Below are 15,823 nucleotides of genomic sequence, written 5' to 3' on the forward strand. Positions count from 1 at the left end.
GCTGGGAAATGCTGGAACTTCGGATTTTCCCAAGTTCCCCCCGCCCCATGGTTCGCGCCCTCAGTTCACGCTCCGCATCGCCGACGGCAACGCCGGCAGATCGATCGGCTTGCCGCGGTCCATGTCGACAAGCGGTTGCCTAAGCTCGATACGAAGGTCGGCGATCTCGACGCATAATGCGGCGGTCTTGGCTTCGGCCTGCGCCTGGGCGTTTTCGAGTGCGGCCTGTCGCAGCAGCTGGATTTCCAGTTCGTCGTCGAGGTTCTGGCCGAGCCGGCTGGAGCCGCGCGCCAGCTCGAGCACTAGCCGCTCAAGCTCGAGAACCTGCGCCCGCAGCGCGGTGACCTCCGGCGTGGCCGCTGTCGCCTGGCGTTCGTCTTCTGCCCCTCTTCGCGCGCGCGCTGAATATCGCTGGATTCCGCCACCGGGTGTCACATTTTTCGGCCGCGCGGACGGTCGCAGGGGGGGTGGCTGCGAACGACTAGGGCGTGAAAGCAGAGACCAAGGCCGCGCCGAACGTATACATCGACGCTCTCGACAAGACGATCGCGAGAGCAGCGAAGACAATGGGCACACCGACTTCTAGGATTTTGCGCGCTTGCCTCAGGTGCCGAGGCAGCCGTCTAATCCCCAGTCGTTTTTCTGCCTTCAGTACCGCCGCATCTGCGGCTTCTTTCACCGCAATGTATGGCTCCCACCATGGGTCCAGGTCCGAGTCGGGGCGGTCCTCGCGGTACTCGCGTTCACTTTGTGCGATGCTTTCTTCTGTCTCTTGAGCGGCTCTTTCGGCGGCCTTGACGCGCTCTCCCTCTATGTATTCGACAAACAATTTCGCTGTCTCACGTTCCCGCAGTAGATCGGTAGCCGCACGCAAAGACGAAACTCAGCAGCAGCAACATGACCGCCAGCGCCAGAAGCATCGGGAGAACGTCAATCCGGTTTCCAAAATCGAGCGGAATTAAGCTGGTGGATTGAAGACGCACATTGAATAGCACGACCGCTGCACACACTGCCGAAGCGATGATGAGTTGGCGGCCGGTGCGCATGGTCTCGGATCGCAGCGGATCGCCGTACAACCCCTCTAAGAAACTGCTGGTCAGCTTTTCGGATGACGCATCTATTTCAGGACTATTGTCGCTCACTTGCCCCGGTCCCCACGTGTTTTCCCCGCATTTCCAGCCTCGGAGCCAGCGCCGGCCCAAAAGCGCGTGGCGATGCCACCTCAACTTGAGGTAATTCATTTTGTCAACGATGGGCGCGAATCGCCCGAAGCTGAGGACACATGGCACGACAGCGCAAGCCCGTTTTTCTCGTGGTAGACACCTGCGTTTGGCTGGACCTTGCGAAGGACTATAGCCAAGAGCCGCTGCTGAGCGCACTGGAGGACTTGGTGCGCATGAATTTCGTCAGCCTCGTCGTTCCAAAGATAGTCGTGGATGAGCTAAGCCGAAACAAGGAGCGGGTGATCGAGGAAAGCGGACGAAGTATTGCAGGTACTTTGCGACGGGCAAAGGAAATGCTGGCCCGCTATGGCAACGATGGTGAAAAGCAAGTTGCCATCCGGCAGCTCACTGAGATCGACCACAAGTCCGTCAACTATCGTGATGCCGCGACGAAGGCCGTTGAACGAATTGAGAGGCTAATCTTTGGCGCAGCCGAGATAGTGGAAATCACGCCTTCAATGAAGCTCGCAGCGGCTGAGCGCGCGCTGCAGAACAAAGCTCCATTTCATCGACAGCGCAACAGTATGGGCGATGCAACGCTGATCGAAGCCTACGGAGAGATTCAAAGGCGCGCCGCTGGCCACTATGCCTTCGTGAGTCACAACATCAAGGACTTCAGCAACATTGGCGTCAACGAACAGGAGCCGCACCCGGACATCGCCAAGTTCTTCCCCAAGAGCAGATCGCGATATTTCACCAAACTGGGAAATGCTCTCAACGCTTATCGCCCTATCGAATTGCAGGACATCATGGTCGAGCACACGATGGAGTTTCCGCCACGGCGGCTTGTCGAGATAACGGAAGCGAGCAGCAAACTGCTCGATCAGCTTTGGTACAACCGACATCAGGTCTGGAACGCAAGACTGGAGTGCGGGCAAGCGGCGTTGATCGAGAACAACGAGGAACGTGGCAAAGACCCCTTTGGACTGCGGATACATCGCTACGTTTGGGAAGGCGCTGAACGTGCAGCGAGAAAGATGGAAGCGAAATACGGCCCCGGTGAATTGGGTCCTTGGGATGATTTTGAGTGGGGCATGATCAACGGCAAGCTATCGGCACTCAGATGGGTGCTCGGCGATGACTGGGACATGCTCGATACTTAGAGCCAAGCGGGATTTTCTAATGAATGTCGGTAGAGGATTGTTTCGCGCTTGGGTTTTGATCTCAGTTCTTTGGATCATAGGTGCAGGCTTCGTCGCCTACACGATCGTCGCGCCCGACACGATACGCGGGGTATTCCAACCAGCAGGGGCAACGAAGGGTGGATTGAACCCTTGGGCGGTCGACTATCGTAAGCCGTTCTATGAGACAATGCGTTCTCCCTCAGCCGAAAAACTAAGCGTCCAATTCTTCGAGGTTCAGAGAACGGACCAAACCCAATGGGATAAGGATTCTTCCATGGCCGTGGTCGAAATGCCTGACGGTAGTCGCCTTTATATGCATGATGGGTATAACGATGCAGACAAGGACTACATCGCAAGGCAATTCTGGGATCAGCGGTGGGGTCGTTGGGGATATGCTGCTGGCGTCGTCACGGCCTGGGCGTTCGTACCATGCATCCTGCTGTTCATCTTCGGATACAGCTTACTTTGGGTTGGGCGCGGCTTTGGACGGTCTTAGGCGCTTCGCGCCTTGCGCCGCGCTTCGAGCGCGACCATCAGCGCCCGTCGCCATGACTGGGCCGGCGGCCAGTCGATGAACATCGGTCCTAACGACGATCTGAACGACGTATGATGTTTCGACCCTGCGCACTTCGGTGCGCAGTACGAAGCACCATAAGGATAAACCGCCATGATGGCAGCACCAACCATGAATGCGAAACGCTACCTCGAGATCCTGACCCGACTTGGTTGGACCGAGCGCGGTGCGTCCTTGTTCTTCGGTGTCAACGAACGCACGGCAAGACGATGGAAGCAAAACAACCACGTTGCGCGGCCGGTCGCCATGGTCCTTGAACTGATGCTGGCAAAGAACATCGCACCGGAGGAAGTGCTGAGGATTGCCGGAGTGAAGCCGGCACAGATCAGGTTCATCCTCGACCGGCTCAACGACAAGCGCGTCGTTGGCGATGACGAAGACAATGACGATGGTGGCGACAATGACTGACCAGGAAGCAACCCGCACGTGCCTGGAGATGAATTCCCGTGAAACTCTATGAAGTCAGCGGCGATGATTCCGGCGGGCCGACCACCTATTACGAGCCGACGAAAAAGGCGGCGATAGCGCGCAAGCGCGAAATGCTGCGCGAGGCTGACGATTGGGACGAGATCAACATCAAGCCGATGGAGATCTCGCCAAGGCGATGCAACACGTCATCCACCTGCGCCAACGAACACTGAGGAGAACGACACACCTCGGGCCAGGGGTTATGCGCGGGCGTATAGAACCCCCCTCGAATTCGACCTGTCAACGACCGGCGGCGATTTTGTTAACGACAACTCGGATTTTGTTGACGATAACTTTCCAAACACCTCGCCCTGTAAATCCGCCAAAGTCTCACCGGCCATGATCCGCCGCACCACGGCGTTGCGGAGCCTCACCTTGGCTTCCCCATACAGCATGGTCCTTCCAGTGCTCGCCAGCCGATAGGCCCTGTAGGCCCGGTTAAACCAGCTCAGTGTGCCGTCCGCGTGCGCCTGGGCCAGGACAGCCTCCACCCGCCCCAGCGCCCTGGTCACCCGCGCCAGCGCCGCCTGGTGCTCGGTCAGCGGCACCCCCAACCGTCCCGCCGCCGCCTCGATTTCCTCGCCAGCGGTTTGCCCCGACACATGCGCCAGCCCTCCGAACATCGCCAGCCTGACGCGCGCCTTGCGCATCACCCGCCGCGCCGTCATGGCGTCCCGCACCCAGAACACCAGATCGATCTCAAACCTATCCAGGAAGGTCTGCGTGCGCGCAAGATCCAGCGACATGCCAACTCGGCAACAACTCCCCTCCGGCTTGACGGCCACATATATCGCCGCCACACCGAACACCCGCAGATATTCACGCGCCGCACCCCGTGGCATCTCGATGCTCATTTTGGCCTCGCTGCTCCGCCAGGAAAAAATCGCGAATTCGTATAGATCGACTGCTTCTCCATACCAGGCGGGCGCGCATGCAATTCCACGCGATCACACAAAATATCCAGGTCCTTGCAGCTCGCCTTCTGCCTCTCACCTGACGTTTCTCGGATCACTGCCCGCGTCAGCTTGGTGATTGCTTCGTTTTCGTCTAGCGCCCTAATCTTGGCCTTCACCTCCACAGCATGCCAAAATTCATCGGGCCTAGATTCAGTTTGGCCAGGGAAGGTTGCCACTGAAGCTAAGTCTTCTCTCACCGTGCCTGCATCGCACGTCGCGAGCGAAGCTTTCACCTCTCTCCGAGCGATTTGGTAAAAGCTCGGCTTTACTCGCGAAGCATCCATTTTCGTTGCAGACTCATCGATACCCAGTATGACACGAACTGCATCACATGCCGCTTCGGCGTTTTGCGCGCACACCACACAGTCGCCGAGATCGACCATGTCCCGGTCAAGCTGACGCGCAAACTTGACGCGATACATCTGGTTCATTTCAAAGCCCCTATCAAATGAATTCCTTTTCCCGTGCCAGCCATTCCGGCATCGTGAACGTGCCATCCTCCTCGTTGTACTCAACCTGGGACTTCGGCACCCATTCGCTTTTTGTGCCGTCGAAAATCCGATATGCCTTCTCAGTTTCGCCCGTTTTGTTGCCCGCAACGTCGACCAGGCTTTCCTTGTGCTCGCCCATCAGAACACCCTCACCTTCTCCGCCACCAATCCTTCGGCAATGATCTCGCAGCCGTGCGCATGACGCGCGCGCCAGGTGTCAGCAAACCCGCCGCGCTTGCGCACCACCCACTCTGCGTCGCGTTGGATCGAATAAGCGTGCGACACCCACATCACGGACTCCGCCAGATGCGGCGCACCGAACATCAAAAAATGCATCGGCCACCAGATCACCATCTCCATCCGTGAAATCTCAGTCAGGCTCGGCGACACCCTGGTGCGGTTCTGGATTTGTTGTGTACGCTCCAGTTCGCCCTGCCTTTGCTGCTCAACCAAATCATCGAATTCATAGAGGTACGGCGGCCATGCACTCCGCGAGCCATGCCCTTCGCCTGGCAACAACCGCAATGTCTGCATCGCCTCGACCAGCCGCAAGCCAACATGCTCGCCGCTCCACACCGCGGGCAACATCGTCTGCTCATCAAGCGGGTCGAACGGCAGCGGGTCTTCAACGCGTCGCAACAGGATCGTCATAGCTCCACTCCCTCGTACTGGTTCTGATGTCGGAGATCTCGGCGCCAGAAAACACGCGCTTCACATCGATAACCGCCGGCAACTTCGCCAGCAGCGCAGCCACCTCATCTGGCGTGATGAACACCACGTCGCCGCCGAATTTTTCCTTGACCCGGTCGACCGCGGCGCGCGCGTCGCCGATCGCCACCGTGACGCCGCCATCGCTTCCGATCAGGTAAGCATCATCCGCGGCGCCGGCCGTCTGCATCGCTGCGGCGCACATGGCATAGCCCCGGCACATGCCGCCGCCATGGGTCTCGATCTGCTCGGCGGTGCCGTCCTCGACCGCCTCCTGATACAACCGGGTTTGCAGATCAAGCCGGTCAGCCAAATCCGGGGCAACCCGGCGTAGCGCGTTGCGCGTCCAGCGCGCTTCGAAGGCGAGCGCTGCCGCCGTCACCCGCGGTGGCCACACCCGCAGCGCGTTGTCAATCCGACCGGTGATCTCGCGCGCCGTCATCGACGCCCCCGACAGCGCCGGCATGACACAATGCCACTTCGTGACCGAGATTCCCCTATATTCGCTATTACCTCTATTACCACCTTCCTTCTCCCTCTCTCTTTCTTCTTTCTCTGTTCTTCCAGCTATTAGAAAAGAAGTGTCATAACGGTCATTAGAACGGAGGATCATCAGGCCCCTCAGAAGCTTGCGTCGATGACCCGTCATTTGTGCCGCTTCCGTCGGTATCGTTGTCAGGTGTCATGCGGCGCGCCGTTGCCGCCTTCTTCTTCTGCGCATGCCTCATCGATGACACGCACGGCTTCGCACTCCATGAGCCTGGAATAAAGCCATTGGGGTCACCTTGCGGCGATGTCGTGCTGGCGGTTTTGCCCTCGAACAGATTGCCCTCGACGGCGCGCTTCCAATAGCCCTGCCCGGCGTCGTTCAACCTGATGCCGGCGTAGTAGCGGCGGTGGGTTTCGCGCAACTCGCTGCGGTTGATGGCGATGCGAGGATCGCCTAGCGCCACCATCGCGCGGCCGATGCTGTCGTTGCTCGGAACATGTCGGTCCTCGCCCTTGTTTTCGACCCACCACACCGCCAGCGCGGCGCAGAAATCCGGCACCGATATCCGCCGCTCGGGATCGTATTCGACGCAGTCGGCGATGAAGCCCGCAGCGAGATTGCTATCGCGCCTGATCTCTTCAGCGGTTTCCCTGACGGCATCGGTCAACTCGATGAAGCCCCGCTTCCGCGCCGCCCGTAGCCCGGCAATCGCCCAGTTGAGCAAGCCAGGTCGCTCGGTGTTCAGGACCAGTGCCGATGCCTTGTCATACCCACATCGCTTCGCTTCGGCGGCGGCGCCGATCAGCGGCTCACTCTCGACGAATTCGCGGGTGCAGATCAGCACGATGATGCGGTTGGTGATGGCCTTGGTGGCTTCCTTGAACTGCGGCGCGTAGTTGGCGCCCCAGAAGATCGGCACCGTGATCCGTTTACTAAGCAGTGGACCATTCTTGATGTTGATCGGCACCGGCTCGCCCGTGATGATCGCCTTCACCGTCGCCGACAGATGCCATTTGCCCGGCTGAAACGCCTCATGCAGCACCCACGGCACCCGGCGCACGAAGCGCATCAAGCCGTGCGCGCTCTCCAGCGCATCGAGCCCAGTCGAATTGATCTCGTCACCGAACAGACCGCCAAGCACCTCGAGGATCTCCGATTTGCCGACATTGGAGATGCCTTGCAGGATCAGCACCTTTGATTGCGAGCGCGGCTTGACATCGATCAGCGCTGCACCGAGCAATTCTTGGACAATGCGGATATAAGCCTTGCGCGTTTCCTCCGCCTGGTCGGCGAAAGTGTCGTTGAGCATGGTTTGCCACCATGGGCACGTCGCTTTCGGATCATAGTCGCACTCGATGCGCCACGTGCAGAAGTCGTCCGGCTTGGTCGGCGTCAGCTCTAACGTGTCGGGATCGATCAGGCCCGACCTTGTCGGGATTTTGCGATGCGCATCCCACGGGATTTCACCGTCGCGCCACAACTGTGGTTGCCGCATGATCCAGCTGCGGGTCTCGAAAATTAATTTGCTCTTGCTCTTGAAGCCGATGACGACGCAGGCATCTTCGATCTTCACATCCAGCCAGTGGGTGCCGATGCGCAATTCCCAGATGCCGTGGCTGTAAACCCATGCGGCTTTTGCCGTGAACATCACTGCTTCGCCAGCATCGTGCATCATCCGCAGTACGATGTTGCCGAGCACGACATGCTCCAGCTCTTTCTTTGGCGGCTTCGGCGGCGATGGCGGTGGCGCCGGCTTGTTGAACTCGAGGATCTTGGCGCCGCCGCCGCTGGCAGCGCTCGCGCGTTCGTCCTGCTGTTCTTGATAAAGCTTGCCGAGTTGTTCGCCGGCGTCTCGCGGTGCCGGGACCGGTTTGGCTTCCTTGGGCTTCTGCGGATGTTTGGCCAACCAGGTCTCGCACATCCGGCGGATGTTCTTTTCCTCACGTCGCCAATTCCATCGCGCTCCGTAGTGTCCGGCCGCATTCCTGGTGGCTTCCAGGATCAGCCTCACGACATCGTCGATATCCTCGCCGGCATTGAGCAGCGAGGCCGACACCGCGATCTGGGTGGCATGGATCGCGGATTCGCCGCCGCCCATGAACATCATCGCGTTCAGTCGCTTCTCGACATCGAGCGACGGCTTATAGCCATGCTCGATGGCATAGCGCAGATAGGGATTGTCAGCCGCCTGCCCTGCGGTGACGGCTTGCGGGCGATCCTTGCGCAGGATTACCGGACTGGCTTCCGCCAGCCATTCCTCCAGATCGCCCAACTCATAGCGCGCCTCGGTCAGCCTGATGACCTCGACCTCGACCCAGCCATCGTTCTTGGTGTTGTGGCTGCCGGGCAGTCGCAGCACCCGCGACACCTCGCAGCATTGCAGATCGCCGCCAACCAGGTCGGCGAGTTGACGCAGCGCCGACTCGATGCGCTCGATGTCGCTCTGGGTATCGAAGGCTTCCTTGAACAGCCAGTAGCAATGCAGTCCGCCGCCGGAGGCCACCACCGCAGTCGGCGGATAGCGGAGCTTGGCAAGCTGGCGCACGACCTCGTCGCGGGTTTCGGTAATGTTCTTGAAATCGATGTCGACAAATAATCCGGGGGTCTCGACGATGTTTTCCTTGGCCCGCCGCATGCCGGCCTTCACGGTGCCGGCGCAGAAGAACAGGCCCCGCTTCGCTCGGTCCCACTTCGCGGCGAACGCAGTGATATGCGACGGAGTCCGCGTCGCGACATGGCGCTCGGGCGGCTCGGTGTCATCGTTGCGCTCGTTGGGAAACGAGCACAGGTACACCGGGTGCTCGGTGCTGACACCGAACAGTGCGTGAATGAATGTTACCGCAATCGTCATCACCGTTCCCCGCAAACGGCCAGTCAACTCTACTGTTGGTCCTCGCCGTATCTTTCTTTGAGCTTTTCGAGATAGAGAAGGCGCGGCATCTGATTGCAGATGCAAGCTGCGGGTACCCGGGCGGCACACTCGGCATGTCCATCCAACACACAGCGCAGCATTCGATTGTCCGGCTCGCGCGGCTCTCCTTGCTTGACCATCACTCGCTCCTCTTTGACAGACAGGGCCTGCCCGGCATGATCACCGGGCAGGCAGAACGTGTCGGCTCAGAACGGGATGTCAGTTTGTTTCGGCTTTTCCTCCGCAGCCGCCGCCGCTGCCGCCTGGCCAAGCGCTTCGGCGAATTCCGCCTTGGCGGACCATCCGACGATTTCGAAGATCGGGAATTTGATCCGGCCGAATTGCTTGTTCGAATGCGCATACGAGCCGACATCAAGCTTGACAATGGGGAATTCGTCGGGCCGTTGCCGCATCACCTTGCCATAGGCCTTGCACAATTCGCCGATCGCACCGATGCCGCCCTTGCTCGCCGTGGTGAAGGTGAACAGCGCATCATCGGGATCATCTTCGCCAGGCGTCTTCATGATGAGGTAATTGGAAAATTGCCACGGGTCGCGTGGCTGACCATCGTCATCACGCTCCCACTGGGTTTCATCCTGATCGCCCAGATCCTTGCGCTTCAGTGGCTGGTATCCGTCCGCGAGGCGACCCATGATCTGTTCCGCCGGCTTGTTGTCTTCCCATTTGATCCAGCCGATCATCAGCTCATCCATGTTGGCGATCAGCTCGGTGCCGCGTGGCATCTCGGCATTGTGCTCGCCGACGAGGTAATCACCTTTGCTGAACTTCAGCAGGCGGCCGACGATGTTGCGTTGCGATGCCTGTTCGCCATATTGGGTGAAGAAATTGCCTTGGGCCGGCGCGGCTTCGGTGCCGTTGCGCGTTGCGAGTTCGGACATGATTCATCACTCTCTGATTTGAGGGGTTCATTCGTGTCGCTCCTTGCGAATCCGCAGGCAGGCATGCGCGCCTGTGCGGGGCGGGTGGAAACTCTCTTAATGCGAGACCAGGATGGTCAACCGGTCTCCCGGTTCGCCTTCTGTCCTGAATTCCTCGAGATCGACCCCGAGGTCTTCCAGCATTTGACGGATGCGCGCGTTGTCCCAGCCGGCCCTGCCCTTAACCGCGCTCCAGGTCACCACGCCTGGCACCCGTCGCAGGTTGCGCTCGCGCAGCCGGTCCTTGATGGTTTGATGGGCTTCGCGCAGCGCGGCATCGGCGGCATCACGTTCGGCCTCGATCTGTTTCGCCGTCCGCGCGTGGTCGGTGATCTCGGCGATGAACTGATCATCGAGATTGCCCAGCATTTCCTTATGCGGAACACTGCGTCGCTCGATGCCGCACGGCTTGGTGAACGGGCACAGTTCGCATTCGTGGCCGCCCGCGATCCAGCCCTCTGGTTTAAGATCATGGGCCGATGTCGCGGTCATAATCCGCGCCGCGCGCGCTTTGGCAGCCTCGAAGATCTTAGGGTCGAACGGAATGATGAACTCCGGCCCCTCATCCCAGAAACTGGCATCGGTATAGGACAGCACCGAATGCGTCGGCTTGTATTCGGTCAGCTCACGCACGAGGCCGAGCTGCACCTGCGTTTGAAAGACGTTCTCAGCCTTGGGACTGGCGAGGTTGGTGCGCGGGTCGGCGGTCTTGCATTCAACCGTGACCTCACTGCCGCTGCCAGGTGCGATCTCATCCGGCTTGCATCCGGTAAGCACGCCATCCGGGGTCGCCGATAAGAACCCTGACACGAATGTGCGTTGCTCCGGCCCGGAAAATTTCAATCGGTCACCGAAGGCTTCCTTGAGCGCCGGATACCAGAAATAATTTTCGAAGAAGCTGCCGCGCGCCCGTGCGCCCCAGCGGTCCCGGTAATCCTCATCACGCGGCGCGCCATGTTTATGGTCGCGTTCGTTCTTGACGTAATAGACTTTGCGTTCGCATTGACCGATATCCGAGGCGCCAACGGTCTGCGCCCGGTCCTCGGGATCAAACGCATTATGGTGCTGCGCAAAGGCTTCGAGCGCCGGGCGGATGATGGTGCCCATGGCTAGGCTCCCGTGATTTCTTTTCGGAGGATCAGGAAAGCGTTGTCGGGCTCGCCGGGCAGCGCGTCGTCGAATGGTGGCAGACCTGCGTGCACCCGGGCGCGGACGATCGCCATGTCCATCATCGACAGCACGGTGAACTGCTGATCGCGGTCGCAAGCCTTGATCCAGCGCGCACCTTTCACATAGTCGACCAGCTCGTGCGACGACTGCGGTGTCAGCCGTCGCAACAGCGCCAGGAGAATGCGATAGTTCGCGCTGTGCTCGCTGCTTAATAGTGCGGTGCTCTCAGTGCGTACCGCCCGCTTGTAGCGCGCGAACTGTACGCTGTTGTCGCGCTGCTCTTTCTCCAGCACGGTCGGCACCAGTGGTGCATTGGCCTCCGACCGCACCACGCGCACCGGCTTGCTGCGGCGCGGCGCCGCCATCGCGGCATATCGTTCGAAGCTGTTGCTCATGCTAGGTCGATGCCTCGAAATGCACATCGGCACTGCAGCCCGATCGCGTCCTGCGCTTGCCGCGCGTCACCAGCCAACCCTTGCGCTTCATGTCGGAGAAGCGCGCGCTGCAGGTTTGGTGGCGCATGCCAAGAAGGATCTCGGCTTCATCGCAGGTGAGACCTGCCGGCCGTTGGTGCAGCAGTGCGAGAATGCGCAAATAGTCAGTGTTCTTGCGCGGCTTGGTGGCTTCGCGCGCCTCGACGCTGCGCGAATGGCCGCCGTGATAATTGGCGATGATGTCGTCGCTCATGGCCGCCCTCCGTCACGAATGTCGGTGGTCATTGCGCGAACCTCCGCGGATGAGCGACATTCCATTCGAAATATTTGCAGGCCTCGGCACTGTCGGGCACCGCGGCGCCCGCCTTGCCGGTGATCGCCCGGTATTTGCGGCACGGCGCCGGCTTGATCATCCCGTGATATTTGCCGTTCTTGGAGTGGTACTCATAAGCGTGATGCTCCCAGTGCAGGCATTGCCGGCACGTCATGTTGCTGTCGCCATAGGTGCCGGCGAAATGCGCCATGCCGGGATACGTCGCGCGCGCCTGCCGGGTCAGCGTCGGGTCAGGCTCGGTCAGCTTGTCGGACAAGGGATCGCGGAATAGCGTCATAGGATCACCACGCCCGGCTTGAGCACGTTCCAGCCCCGCAAGATCTCGAGCGCCTGCTCGACCGACTTCGCCATGCCCCAGCGAATGCCGAGCCGCTGACAGATCGCGCGAAATCCCTTCTGTTCATCGGAGAGCGCGCCGCCGCGCGCCTTCAGCTCCAGCCATGCGACCGCGCCCTCGGCGCTCGGGAACAGAAAACAGAGATCGGCGATACCGGAGCGCAGTCCTTCGGCTTTCATTCGCACCGCGTTACGGATGCGGCGGTTGCTCTGGTTCGGAATCGCAAACACGAAAATCTCTTCCCGCTTAGCGTAGGCAAGGATGGTCAGCAGCTGCACCTGGAGCGAGTGCTCGCTCGGCTCGATCCGGGCGATGCGCTTGCGTCCGCTCATGGCGCCCGCCGCTGGTGGAATTTCTTGTGATGCTCGGCGCAATAGGATGATCGCGCGCCGCTTGCGAGCCACACGGTTGGCTTGCCGCAATACAGCGGGTTGGCCTGATTGCTGGCATCGAGCAGCGCGCGGCAATGATGCGAACGCAGATTGAAGAGCCGCACCGGTTTATGCGGCTTGCCTGGAGGATCGTTCTGAATGGGCTGTGTCAACAGTGGTCGCCTCGACTGTGATGGCGCCCGCATCTGAATCCGCTGCGTCGCTCCGAGCGGCAGTCCCAGGCGATGCACCTTGCCGCACACCGCATTGCGCGAACGCCGCAGCTCGGCGGCGATCAGCGAGGCGCTTTTGCCGCTCTGCCAGTCGCGTATCAGGGTTTCGATCTCAGGTGCCGTCCATGGCGCTGCCAACGTATCCATGACGTTCACCGCGCATTGGCAAAACGACGGTCGAAATCGGTGGGATATAGATCCGGCCGCACCTCGCTCGGATGCAGACCCATGAATTCTGCGACCTTGAGGGCATGCCTTGCCGGCACTCGGTTGGGCCACATACAGACGGCACTGCGTCCAATGCCGCAGGCTTGCGCCAGCTTGGCGGCCAGCGCGGTGTCCTTGCTCAGCGCGACGAAGACTTTGTTTCGCATCTCTGCGCGCATCAGCCAACTCCATTGCAAAGATGTCGATGAACGTCGCCAATGGATAGGCGTGATCGCGGCGTTGGTCAGCAGGCGCCGCCCGAGTTATCGTTCAGAAAATGCACGCCGGCTCAATTTTGTTGACGATAACTCTGTTGCGATGCGTCGCGCTTCTAAGCGGTGTGCGGTACTCGGTCGCTAAATTTCTTTAACGATAACTTTTGCCAGCCAGCCTGGCAAAACAGGGGTTAAGTCTTTGATCCGACATGACGCAAACCCTTAGTTTTAGGGCGTTTCTAATCTATTGACAGCACCGTGCGAACAGGCTCGCATATACGCGTCATGGCAATTTCGATCTGAGCAACAGCGCCACCACCATTGAATGATGGAAGGGCATTGAGCGATGGCGGCTGCCATGAGTGAACACAAGCAAGACGCCGCCGCCTATCGCGCGATGGCGTTGGAATACCAGCGGCGCTGCGCGGACAGTCCGCAGATCAGCCGATACATTCTCGCCCGCAACGCCGGCCTTCGCGCGTTCAACGTCTCGCTGGCCGATGTGCTCTCGGACTGCCGCAAACAGCACATCGCTCAACCACGGATGAAGATCATGGCGGCAACGGTGGTGCTGACCGGCGGCAGTCATAGCGGCGTCGGCCGTGTCTTCAACCGCTGGCAATCGACCGTCGCCCACGCGGTCTCGCTCTATGGCGAGAGCGTGCGTCGGGTGCTTGCGCAGGCAGCGGCATGATCAAAACGGAATTTCCCACGCGAAATCGGGAAATGATTGCGAGCCGATCAGCGCAATTCAAACAATCTGATCCAACCGAAGGAGTCACATATGGCTAAAGTCAAGGGTGCACAGCCGGCATCGCCATCGGCCACGGCACCGTCGGGCGCGCCGCCGAAGAAGAAGGCGCGCAAGGCCGTGAAGCGGAAGGTGTCGCGCCCGGCCGTCGCCGCGGTCGCCAAGCGAACCACCAAGCGCCGCGCCAGGAGATCAGCCAAGCGAGCCGCCAAGGCCGCTCGGAAGGGTGCGGCGGCTGGCGTTTCGAAACTGGTGAACGCCACCAACAGCGCGCTTAGCCGCGCACACCATCGCCTGACGGCGGTGATCGCCGAGCTGCGCTCGCTGCAACTGGCGATGCGCTGAACATCCGGATTGTTAGGCGCGCCTGATAATGGCGCGCCTGCCGTCTTTTTGAGAAAGGCGCAGCCCGACATGATCGCGAAAATCAGATTCGACAAGCCGAACGGCGCGGAGATCGACGACATTGCCGCTTTTATCCATGACGCACTGACATCTTGGGGCGGTCAGTTTCACCCTGACGATCCGCTGTTTCATTCGCTCAACGTCAGCCGCATTACCGTGCACGGTCAGGAATATTTCTGTGCTCAGAAGCGCTACCATGACTAGCGGCATCACCTACACCGAGCTGCTGACCGCGTTGTGCTGCGGTGACCGCTGTATGCGCGACGGCGAGCACTGCCACCGCCATGACTTCGGTGGTGAAGCCGACCGCGTCATGCGCCTGCTGGCCCGCGCACACCACCAGCGCGAGCTGGATATGTCCATCGCATTTCAGGAAGCCGGAAGTGACGACAGTGAGGGAGATGCATCATGCCAGTGATGACCCAACAAGATCATGACCACGAGCTGCTGATCGAACTCACCGACGACATCGGCGAGGTTCTCGAGCGGCTTCCGGATGACACGCCTGTTGCCGTGATCCTCGGCGCGTTCGGCGGCAATATCCAGCGGGTGATGAACGTGGTCGTGTCGACGGACGCCAAGCGCCAGCTTTTTGACTGGTTCATCGGGCAGCTGCACGAGAACATCGGCAGCACGATTGCCGCACCGGGACACTTCAACGGCGACAGCACCTGACGTGTTAACCATGCCGCGCGATCACCTGCCGCAACGTCGCCGCTCCGAGACCTTCACCATCATGTGGGGCAACTTTCCGCACGTCGTGACCGTGGGCTTCTATGCCGATGGCCGGGTCGGCGAATGCTTCGTGACCGGCGGCAAGAGTGGCGAGACCCTGGAAGCCATTGCCCGTGATGGCGCGGTGCTGCTCAGCCTCGCGCTTCAGCATGGCGTTGACTTAGCGACGATCAGCCACGCCATCACCCGCGACAGCCAGAACAATCCGTCGTCGGTGATCGGCGCGGTGATCGACCGCCTGATGGAGGTTGAGCATGGCTAATGCTACACGTGAGCGCCGCCGGGTCTATGCCGCCGACACCAAGACGCCAGTCACGCAAACCCGCGCCGAGATCGAGGCGACGCTGGCAAAATTCGGCGCCACCGCGTTCGCGTTCGCGAGCCATCAAAAGGGCGCGACGGTGATGTTCGAATGCGCCGGCCGCCGGGTGCGGTTCGAGCTGCCGCTCAATGGCGATGTCTCCGATGCCAAGACCGCGCGCCATCATCGCGAGCGTTGGCGCGCGCTCTTCCTCACCATCAAGTCGAAATTGGTCAGCATCGATTGCCAGATCGAGACCTTTGAAGAGGCATTCCTGGCGCATGTCGTGATGCCCGACGGCTCGACCGTGGGCGACCGCGTGCGCCCGCAAATCGCCGACCAGTACAAGGGCGGCAATATGCCGTTGATGCTGGCGGGGCCGGAAAAGTGAGTCAAATCAAGGCTGTCAGGTTCCTTGATAAAGCGGGCATTTTGCCCTATATATGA

The 15,823-nt window shown here is 60.2% G+C and carries 29 protein-coding genes; 11 read left to right on the plus strand and 18 right to left on the minus strand.

From position 1 onward, the window contains the following. Window positions 1–60 precede the first annotated feature (60 nt). From I6F35_RS02885 to I6F35_RS02895, 3 genes are all read right to left on the minus strand, one after another. Complete coding sequence (locus I6F35_RS02885) at window positions 61–303, minus strand: hypothetical protein (RefSeq protein ID WP_225116139.1); 243 nt, start codon at window positions 301–303, stop codon at window positions 61–63. Between the two features lie 178 nt (window positions 304–481). Further along, window positions 482–829 (minus strand): hypothetical protein, encoded by a 348-nt coding sequence (locus I6F35_RS02890; RefSeq protein ID WP_225116140.1) that lies wholly within the window; start codon window positions 827–829, stop codon window positions 482–484. Between the two features lie 10 nt (window positions 830–839). Then, the gene (locus I6F35_RS02895; RefSeq protein ID WP_225116141.1) at window positions 840–1,142 is read right to left on the minus strand and encodes a hypothetical protein; all 303 of its coding nucleotides are present in this window, start codon (window positions 1,140–1,142) and stop codon (window positions 840–842) included. A 140-nt stretch (window positions 1,143–1,282) separates the two neighbouring features. Here I6F35_RS02895 and I6F35_RS02900 point away from each other — a divergent pair, with 140 nt between their 5' ends. From I6F35_RS02900 to I6F35_RS02915, 4 genes are all read left to right on the plus strand, one after another. After that, entirely contained in the window at window positions 1,283–2,326 is a 1,044-nt protein-coding gene (locus I6F35_RS02900) for a PIN domain-containing protein (protein WP_225116142.1), read from the plus strand. Window positions 2,327–2,345: 19 nt separating this feature from the next. Further along, the gene (locus tag I6F35_RS02905) at window positions 2,346–2,843 is read left to right on the plus strand and encodes a hypothetical protein (protein ID WP_225116143.1); all 498 of its coding nucleotides are present in this window, start codon (window positions 2,346–2,348) and stop codon (window positions 2,841–2,843) included. Between the two features lie 171 nt (window positions 2,844–3,014). Continuing rightward, complete coding sequence (locus I6F35_RS02910) at window positions 3,015–3,329, plus strand: hypothetical protein (protein WP_225116144.1); 315 nt, start codon at window positions 3,015–3,017, stop codon at window positions 3,327–3,329. 38 nt (window positions 3,330–3,367) lie between these two features. Next, window positions 3,368–3,562, plus strand: a complete 195-nt coding sequence (locus I6F35_RS02915; RefSeq protein ID WP_225116145.1) for a hypothetical protein — start codon at window positions 3,368–3,370, stop codon at window positions 3,560–3,562. Between the two features lie 27 nt (window positions 3,563–3,589). Here I6F35_RS02915 and I6F35_RS02920 read toward each other — a convergent pair whose 3' ends face one another. The 15 genes from I6F35_RS02920 to I6F35_RS02990 form a co-directional block, all read right to left on the minus strand. Next, window positions 3,590–4,243 carry a hypothetical protein gene (locus I6F35_RS02920; protein ID WP_225116146.1) on the minus strand — a complete coding sequence of 218 codons (654 nt, stop codon included), beginning with the start codon at window positions 4,241–4,243 and terminating at the stop codon, window positions 3,590–3,592. Further along, window positions 4,240–4,776, minus strand: a complete 537-nt coding sequence (locus tag I6F35_RS02925) for a hypothetical protein (protein ID WP_225116147.1) — start codon at window positions 4,774–4,776, stop codon at window positions 4,240–4,242. The genes I6F35_RS02920 and I6F35_RS02925 overlap by 4 nt, the downstream gene beginning before the upstream one ends. A 13-nt stretch (window positions 4,777–4,789) precedes the next feature. Then, window positions 4,790–4,975, minus strand: a complete 186-nt coding sequence (locus I6F35_RS02930) for a hypothetical protein (protein ID WP_225116148.1) — start codon at window positions 4,973–4,975, stop codon at window positions 4,790–4,792. Continuing rightward, complete coding sequence (locus tag I6F35_RS02935) at window positions 4,975–5,487, minus strand: hypothetical protein (protein ID WP_225116149.1); 513 nt, start codon at window positions 5,485–5,487, stop codon at window positions 4,975–4,977. Before I6F35_RS02935 ends, I6F35_RS02930 begins: the two co-directional genes overlap by 1 nt. Beyond that, complete coding sequence (locus I6F35_RS02940) at window positions 5,462–6,010, minus strand: hypothetical protein (protein ID WP_225116150.1); 549 nt, start codon at window positions 6,008–6,010, stop codon at window positions 5,462–5,464. The genes I6F35_RS02935 and I6F35_RS02940 overlap by 26 nt, the downstream gene beginning before the upstream one ends. 130 nt (window positions 6,011–6,140) lie before the next feature. Further along, a complete protein-coding gene (locus I6F35_RS02945; protein WP_225116151.1) occupies window positions 6,141–8,885 on the minus strand; it encodes a DNA-primase RepB domain-containing protein in 2,745 nt (914 codons plus the stop codon). A gap of 29 nt (window positions 8,886–8,914) precedes the next feature. Beyond that, window positions 8,915–9,085: a hypothetical protein gene (locus I6F35_RS02950; RefSeq protein ID WP_225116152.1), complete on the minus strand. Its 171-nt coding sequence runs from the start codon at window positions 9,083–9,085 to the stop codon at window positions 8,915–8,917. Window positions 9,086–9,151: 66 nt separating this feature from the next. Continuing rightward, window positions 9,152–9,844, minus strand: coding sequence for a hypothetical protein (locus I6F35_RS02955; protein ID WP_225116153.1), 693 nt, complete (start codon window positions 9,842–9,844; stop codon window positions 9,152–9,154). A gap of 96 nt (window positions 9,845–9,940) precedes the next feature. Then, on the minus strand, window positions 9,941–10,990 hold the full coding sequence (locus tag I6F35_RS02960; protein ID WP_225116154.1) for a hypothetical protein: 1,050 nt from the start codon (window positions 10,988–10,990) through the stop codon (window positions 9,941–9,943). Window positions 10,991–10,992: 2 nt separating this feature from the next. Continuing rightward, window positions 10,993–11,448: a hypothetical protein gene (locus I6F35_RS02965; protein ID WP_225116155.1), complete on the minus strand. Its 456-nt coding sequence runs from the start codon at window positions 11,446–11,448 to the stop codon at window positions 10,993–10,995. Window position 11,449: 1 nt separating this feature from the next. Next, window positions 11,450–11,740 carry a hypothetical protein gene (locus I6F35_RS02970; RefSeq protein ID WP_225116156.1) on the minus strand — a complete coding sequence of 97 codons (291 nt, stop codon included), beginning with the start codon at window positions 11,738–11,740 and terminating at the stop codon, window positions 11,450–11,452. A gap of 28 nt (window positions 11,741–11,768) precedes the next feature. After that, window positions 11,769–12,098, minus strand: coding sequence for a hypothetical protein (locus tag I6F35_RS02975; RefSeq protein ID WP_225116157.1), 330 nt, complete (start codon window positions 12,096–12,098; stop codon window positions 11,769–11,771). Continuing rightward, complete coding sequence (locus tag I6F35_RS02980; RefSeq protein ID WP_225116158.1) at window positions 12,095–12,436, minus strand: VRR-NUC domain-containing protein; 342 nt, start codon at window positions 12,434–12,436, stop codon at window positions 12,095–12,097. Before I6F35_RS02980 ends, I6F35_RS02975 begins: the two co-directional genes overlap by 4 nt. 50 nt (window positions 12,437–12,486) lie before the next feature. Further along, window positions 12,487–12,909: a GcrA family cell cycle regulator gene (locus I6F35_RS02985; protein WP_225116159.1), complete on the minus strand. Its 423-nt coding sequence runs from the start codon at window positions 12,907–12,909 to the stop codon at window positions 12,487–12,489. A 5-nt stretch (window positions 12,910–12,914) separates the two neighbouring features. After that, window positions 12,915–13,148, minus strand: coding sequence for a helix-turn-helix domain-containing protein (locus tag I6F35_RS02990; protein ID WP_225116160.1), 234 nt, complete (start codon window positions 13,146–13,148; stop codon window positions 12,915–12,917). A gap of 394 nt (window positions 13,149–13,542) precedes the next feature. Between I6F35_RS02990 and I6F35_RS02995 the strand changes: the two genes are divergently transcribed. From I6F35_RS02995 to I6F35_RS03025, 7 genes are all read left to right on the plus strand, one after another. Beyond that, entirely contained in the window at window positions 13,543–13,878 is a 336-nt protein-coding gene (locus I6F35_RS02995; RefSeq protein WP_225116161.1) for a helix-turn-helix domain-containing protein, read from the plus strand. A 90-nt stretch (window positions 13,879–13,968) separates the two neighbouring features. After that, window positions 13,969–14,280, plus strand: a complete 312-nt coding sequence (locus tag I6F35_RS03000; protein ID WP_225116162.1) for a hypothetical protein — start codon at window positions 13,969–13,971, stop codon at window positions 14,278–14,280. 69 nt (window positions 14,281–14,349) lie between these two features. Continuing rightward, window positions 14,350–14,544, plus strand: coding sequence for a hypothetical protein (locus tag I6F35_RS03005; protein ID WP_225116163.1), 195 nt, complete (start codon window positions 14,350–14,352; stop codon window positions 14,542–14,544). Further along, window positions 14,537–14,758: a hypothetical protein gene (locus tag I6F35_RS03010; protein ID WP_225116164.1), complete on the plus strand. Its 222-nt coding sequence runs from the start codon at window positions 14,537–14,539 to the stop codon at window positions 14,756–14,758. The genes I6F35_RS03005 and I6F35_RS03010 overlap by 8 nt, the downstream gene beginning before the upstream one ends. Further along, complete coding sequence (locus tag I6F35_RS03015) at window positions 14,749–15,015, plus strand: hypothetical protein (protein WP_225116165.1); 267 nt, start codon at window positions 14,749–14,751, stop codon at window positions 15,013–15,015. Before I6F35_RS03010 ends, I6F35_RS03015 begins: the two co-directional genes overlap by 10 nt. Before the next feature lie 10 nt (window positions 15,016–15,025). Beyond that, window positions 15,026–15,337: a hypothetical protein gene (locus I6F35_RS03020; RefSeq protein WP_225116166.1), complete on the plus strand. Its 312-nt coding sequence runs from the start codon at window positions 15,026–15,028 to the stop codon at window positions 15,335–15,337. Continuing rightward, window positions 15,330–15,767: a hypothetical protein gene (locus I6F35_RS03025; protein ID WP_225116167.1), complete on the plus strand. Its 438-nt coding sequence runs from the start codon at window positions 15,330–15,332 to the stop codon at window positions 15,765–15,767. Before I6F35_RS03020 ends, I6F35_RS03025 begins: the two co-directional genes overlap by 8 nt. Window positions 15,768–15,823 lie beyond the last annotated feature (56 nt).

The sequence above is a fragment of the Bradyrhizobium sp. BRP22 genome (genome assembly GCF_020194175.1).
Lineage (GTDB): Bacteria > Pseudomonadota > Alphaproteobacteria > Rhizobiales > Xanthobacteraceae > Bradyrhizobium.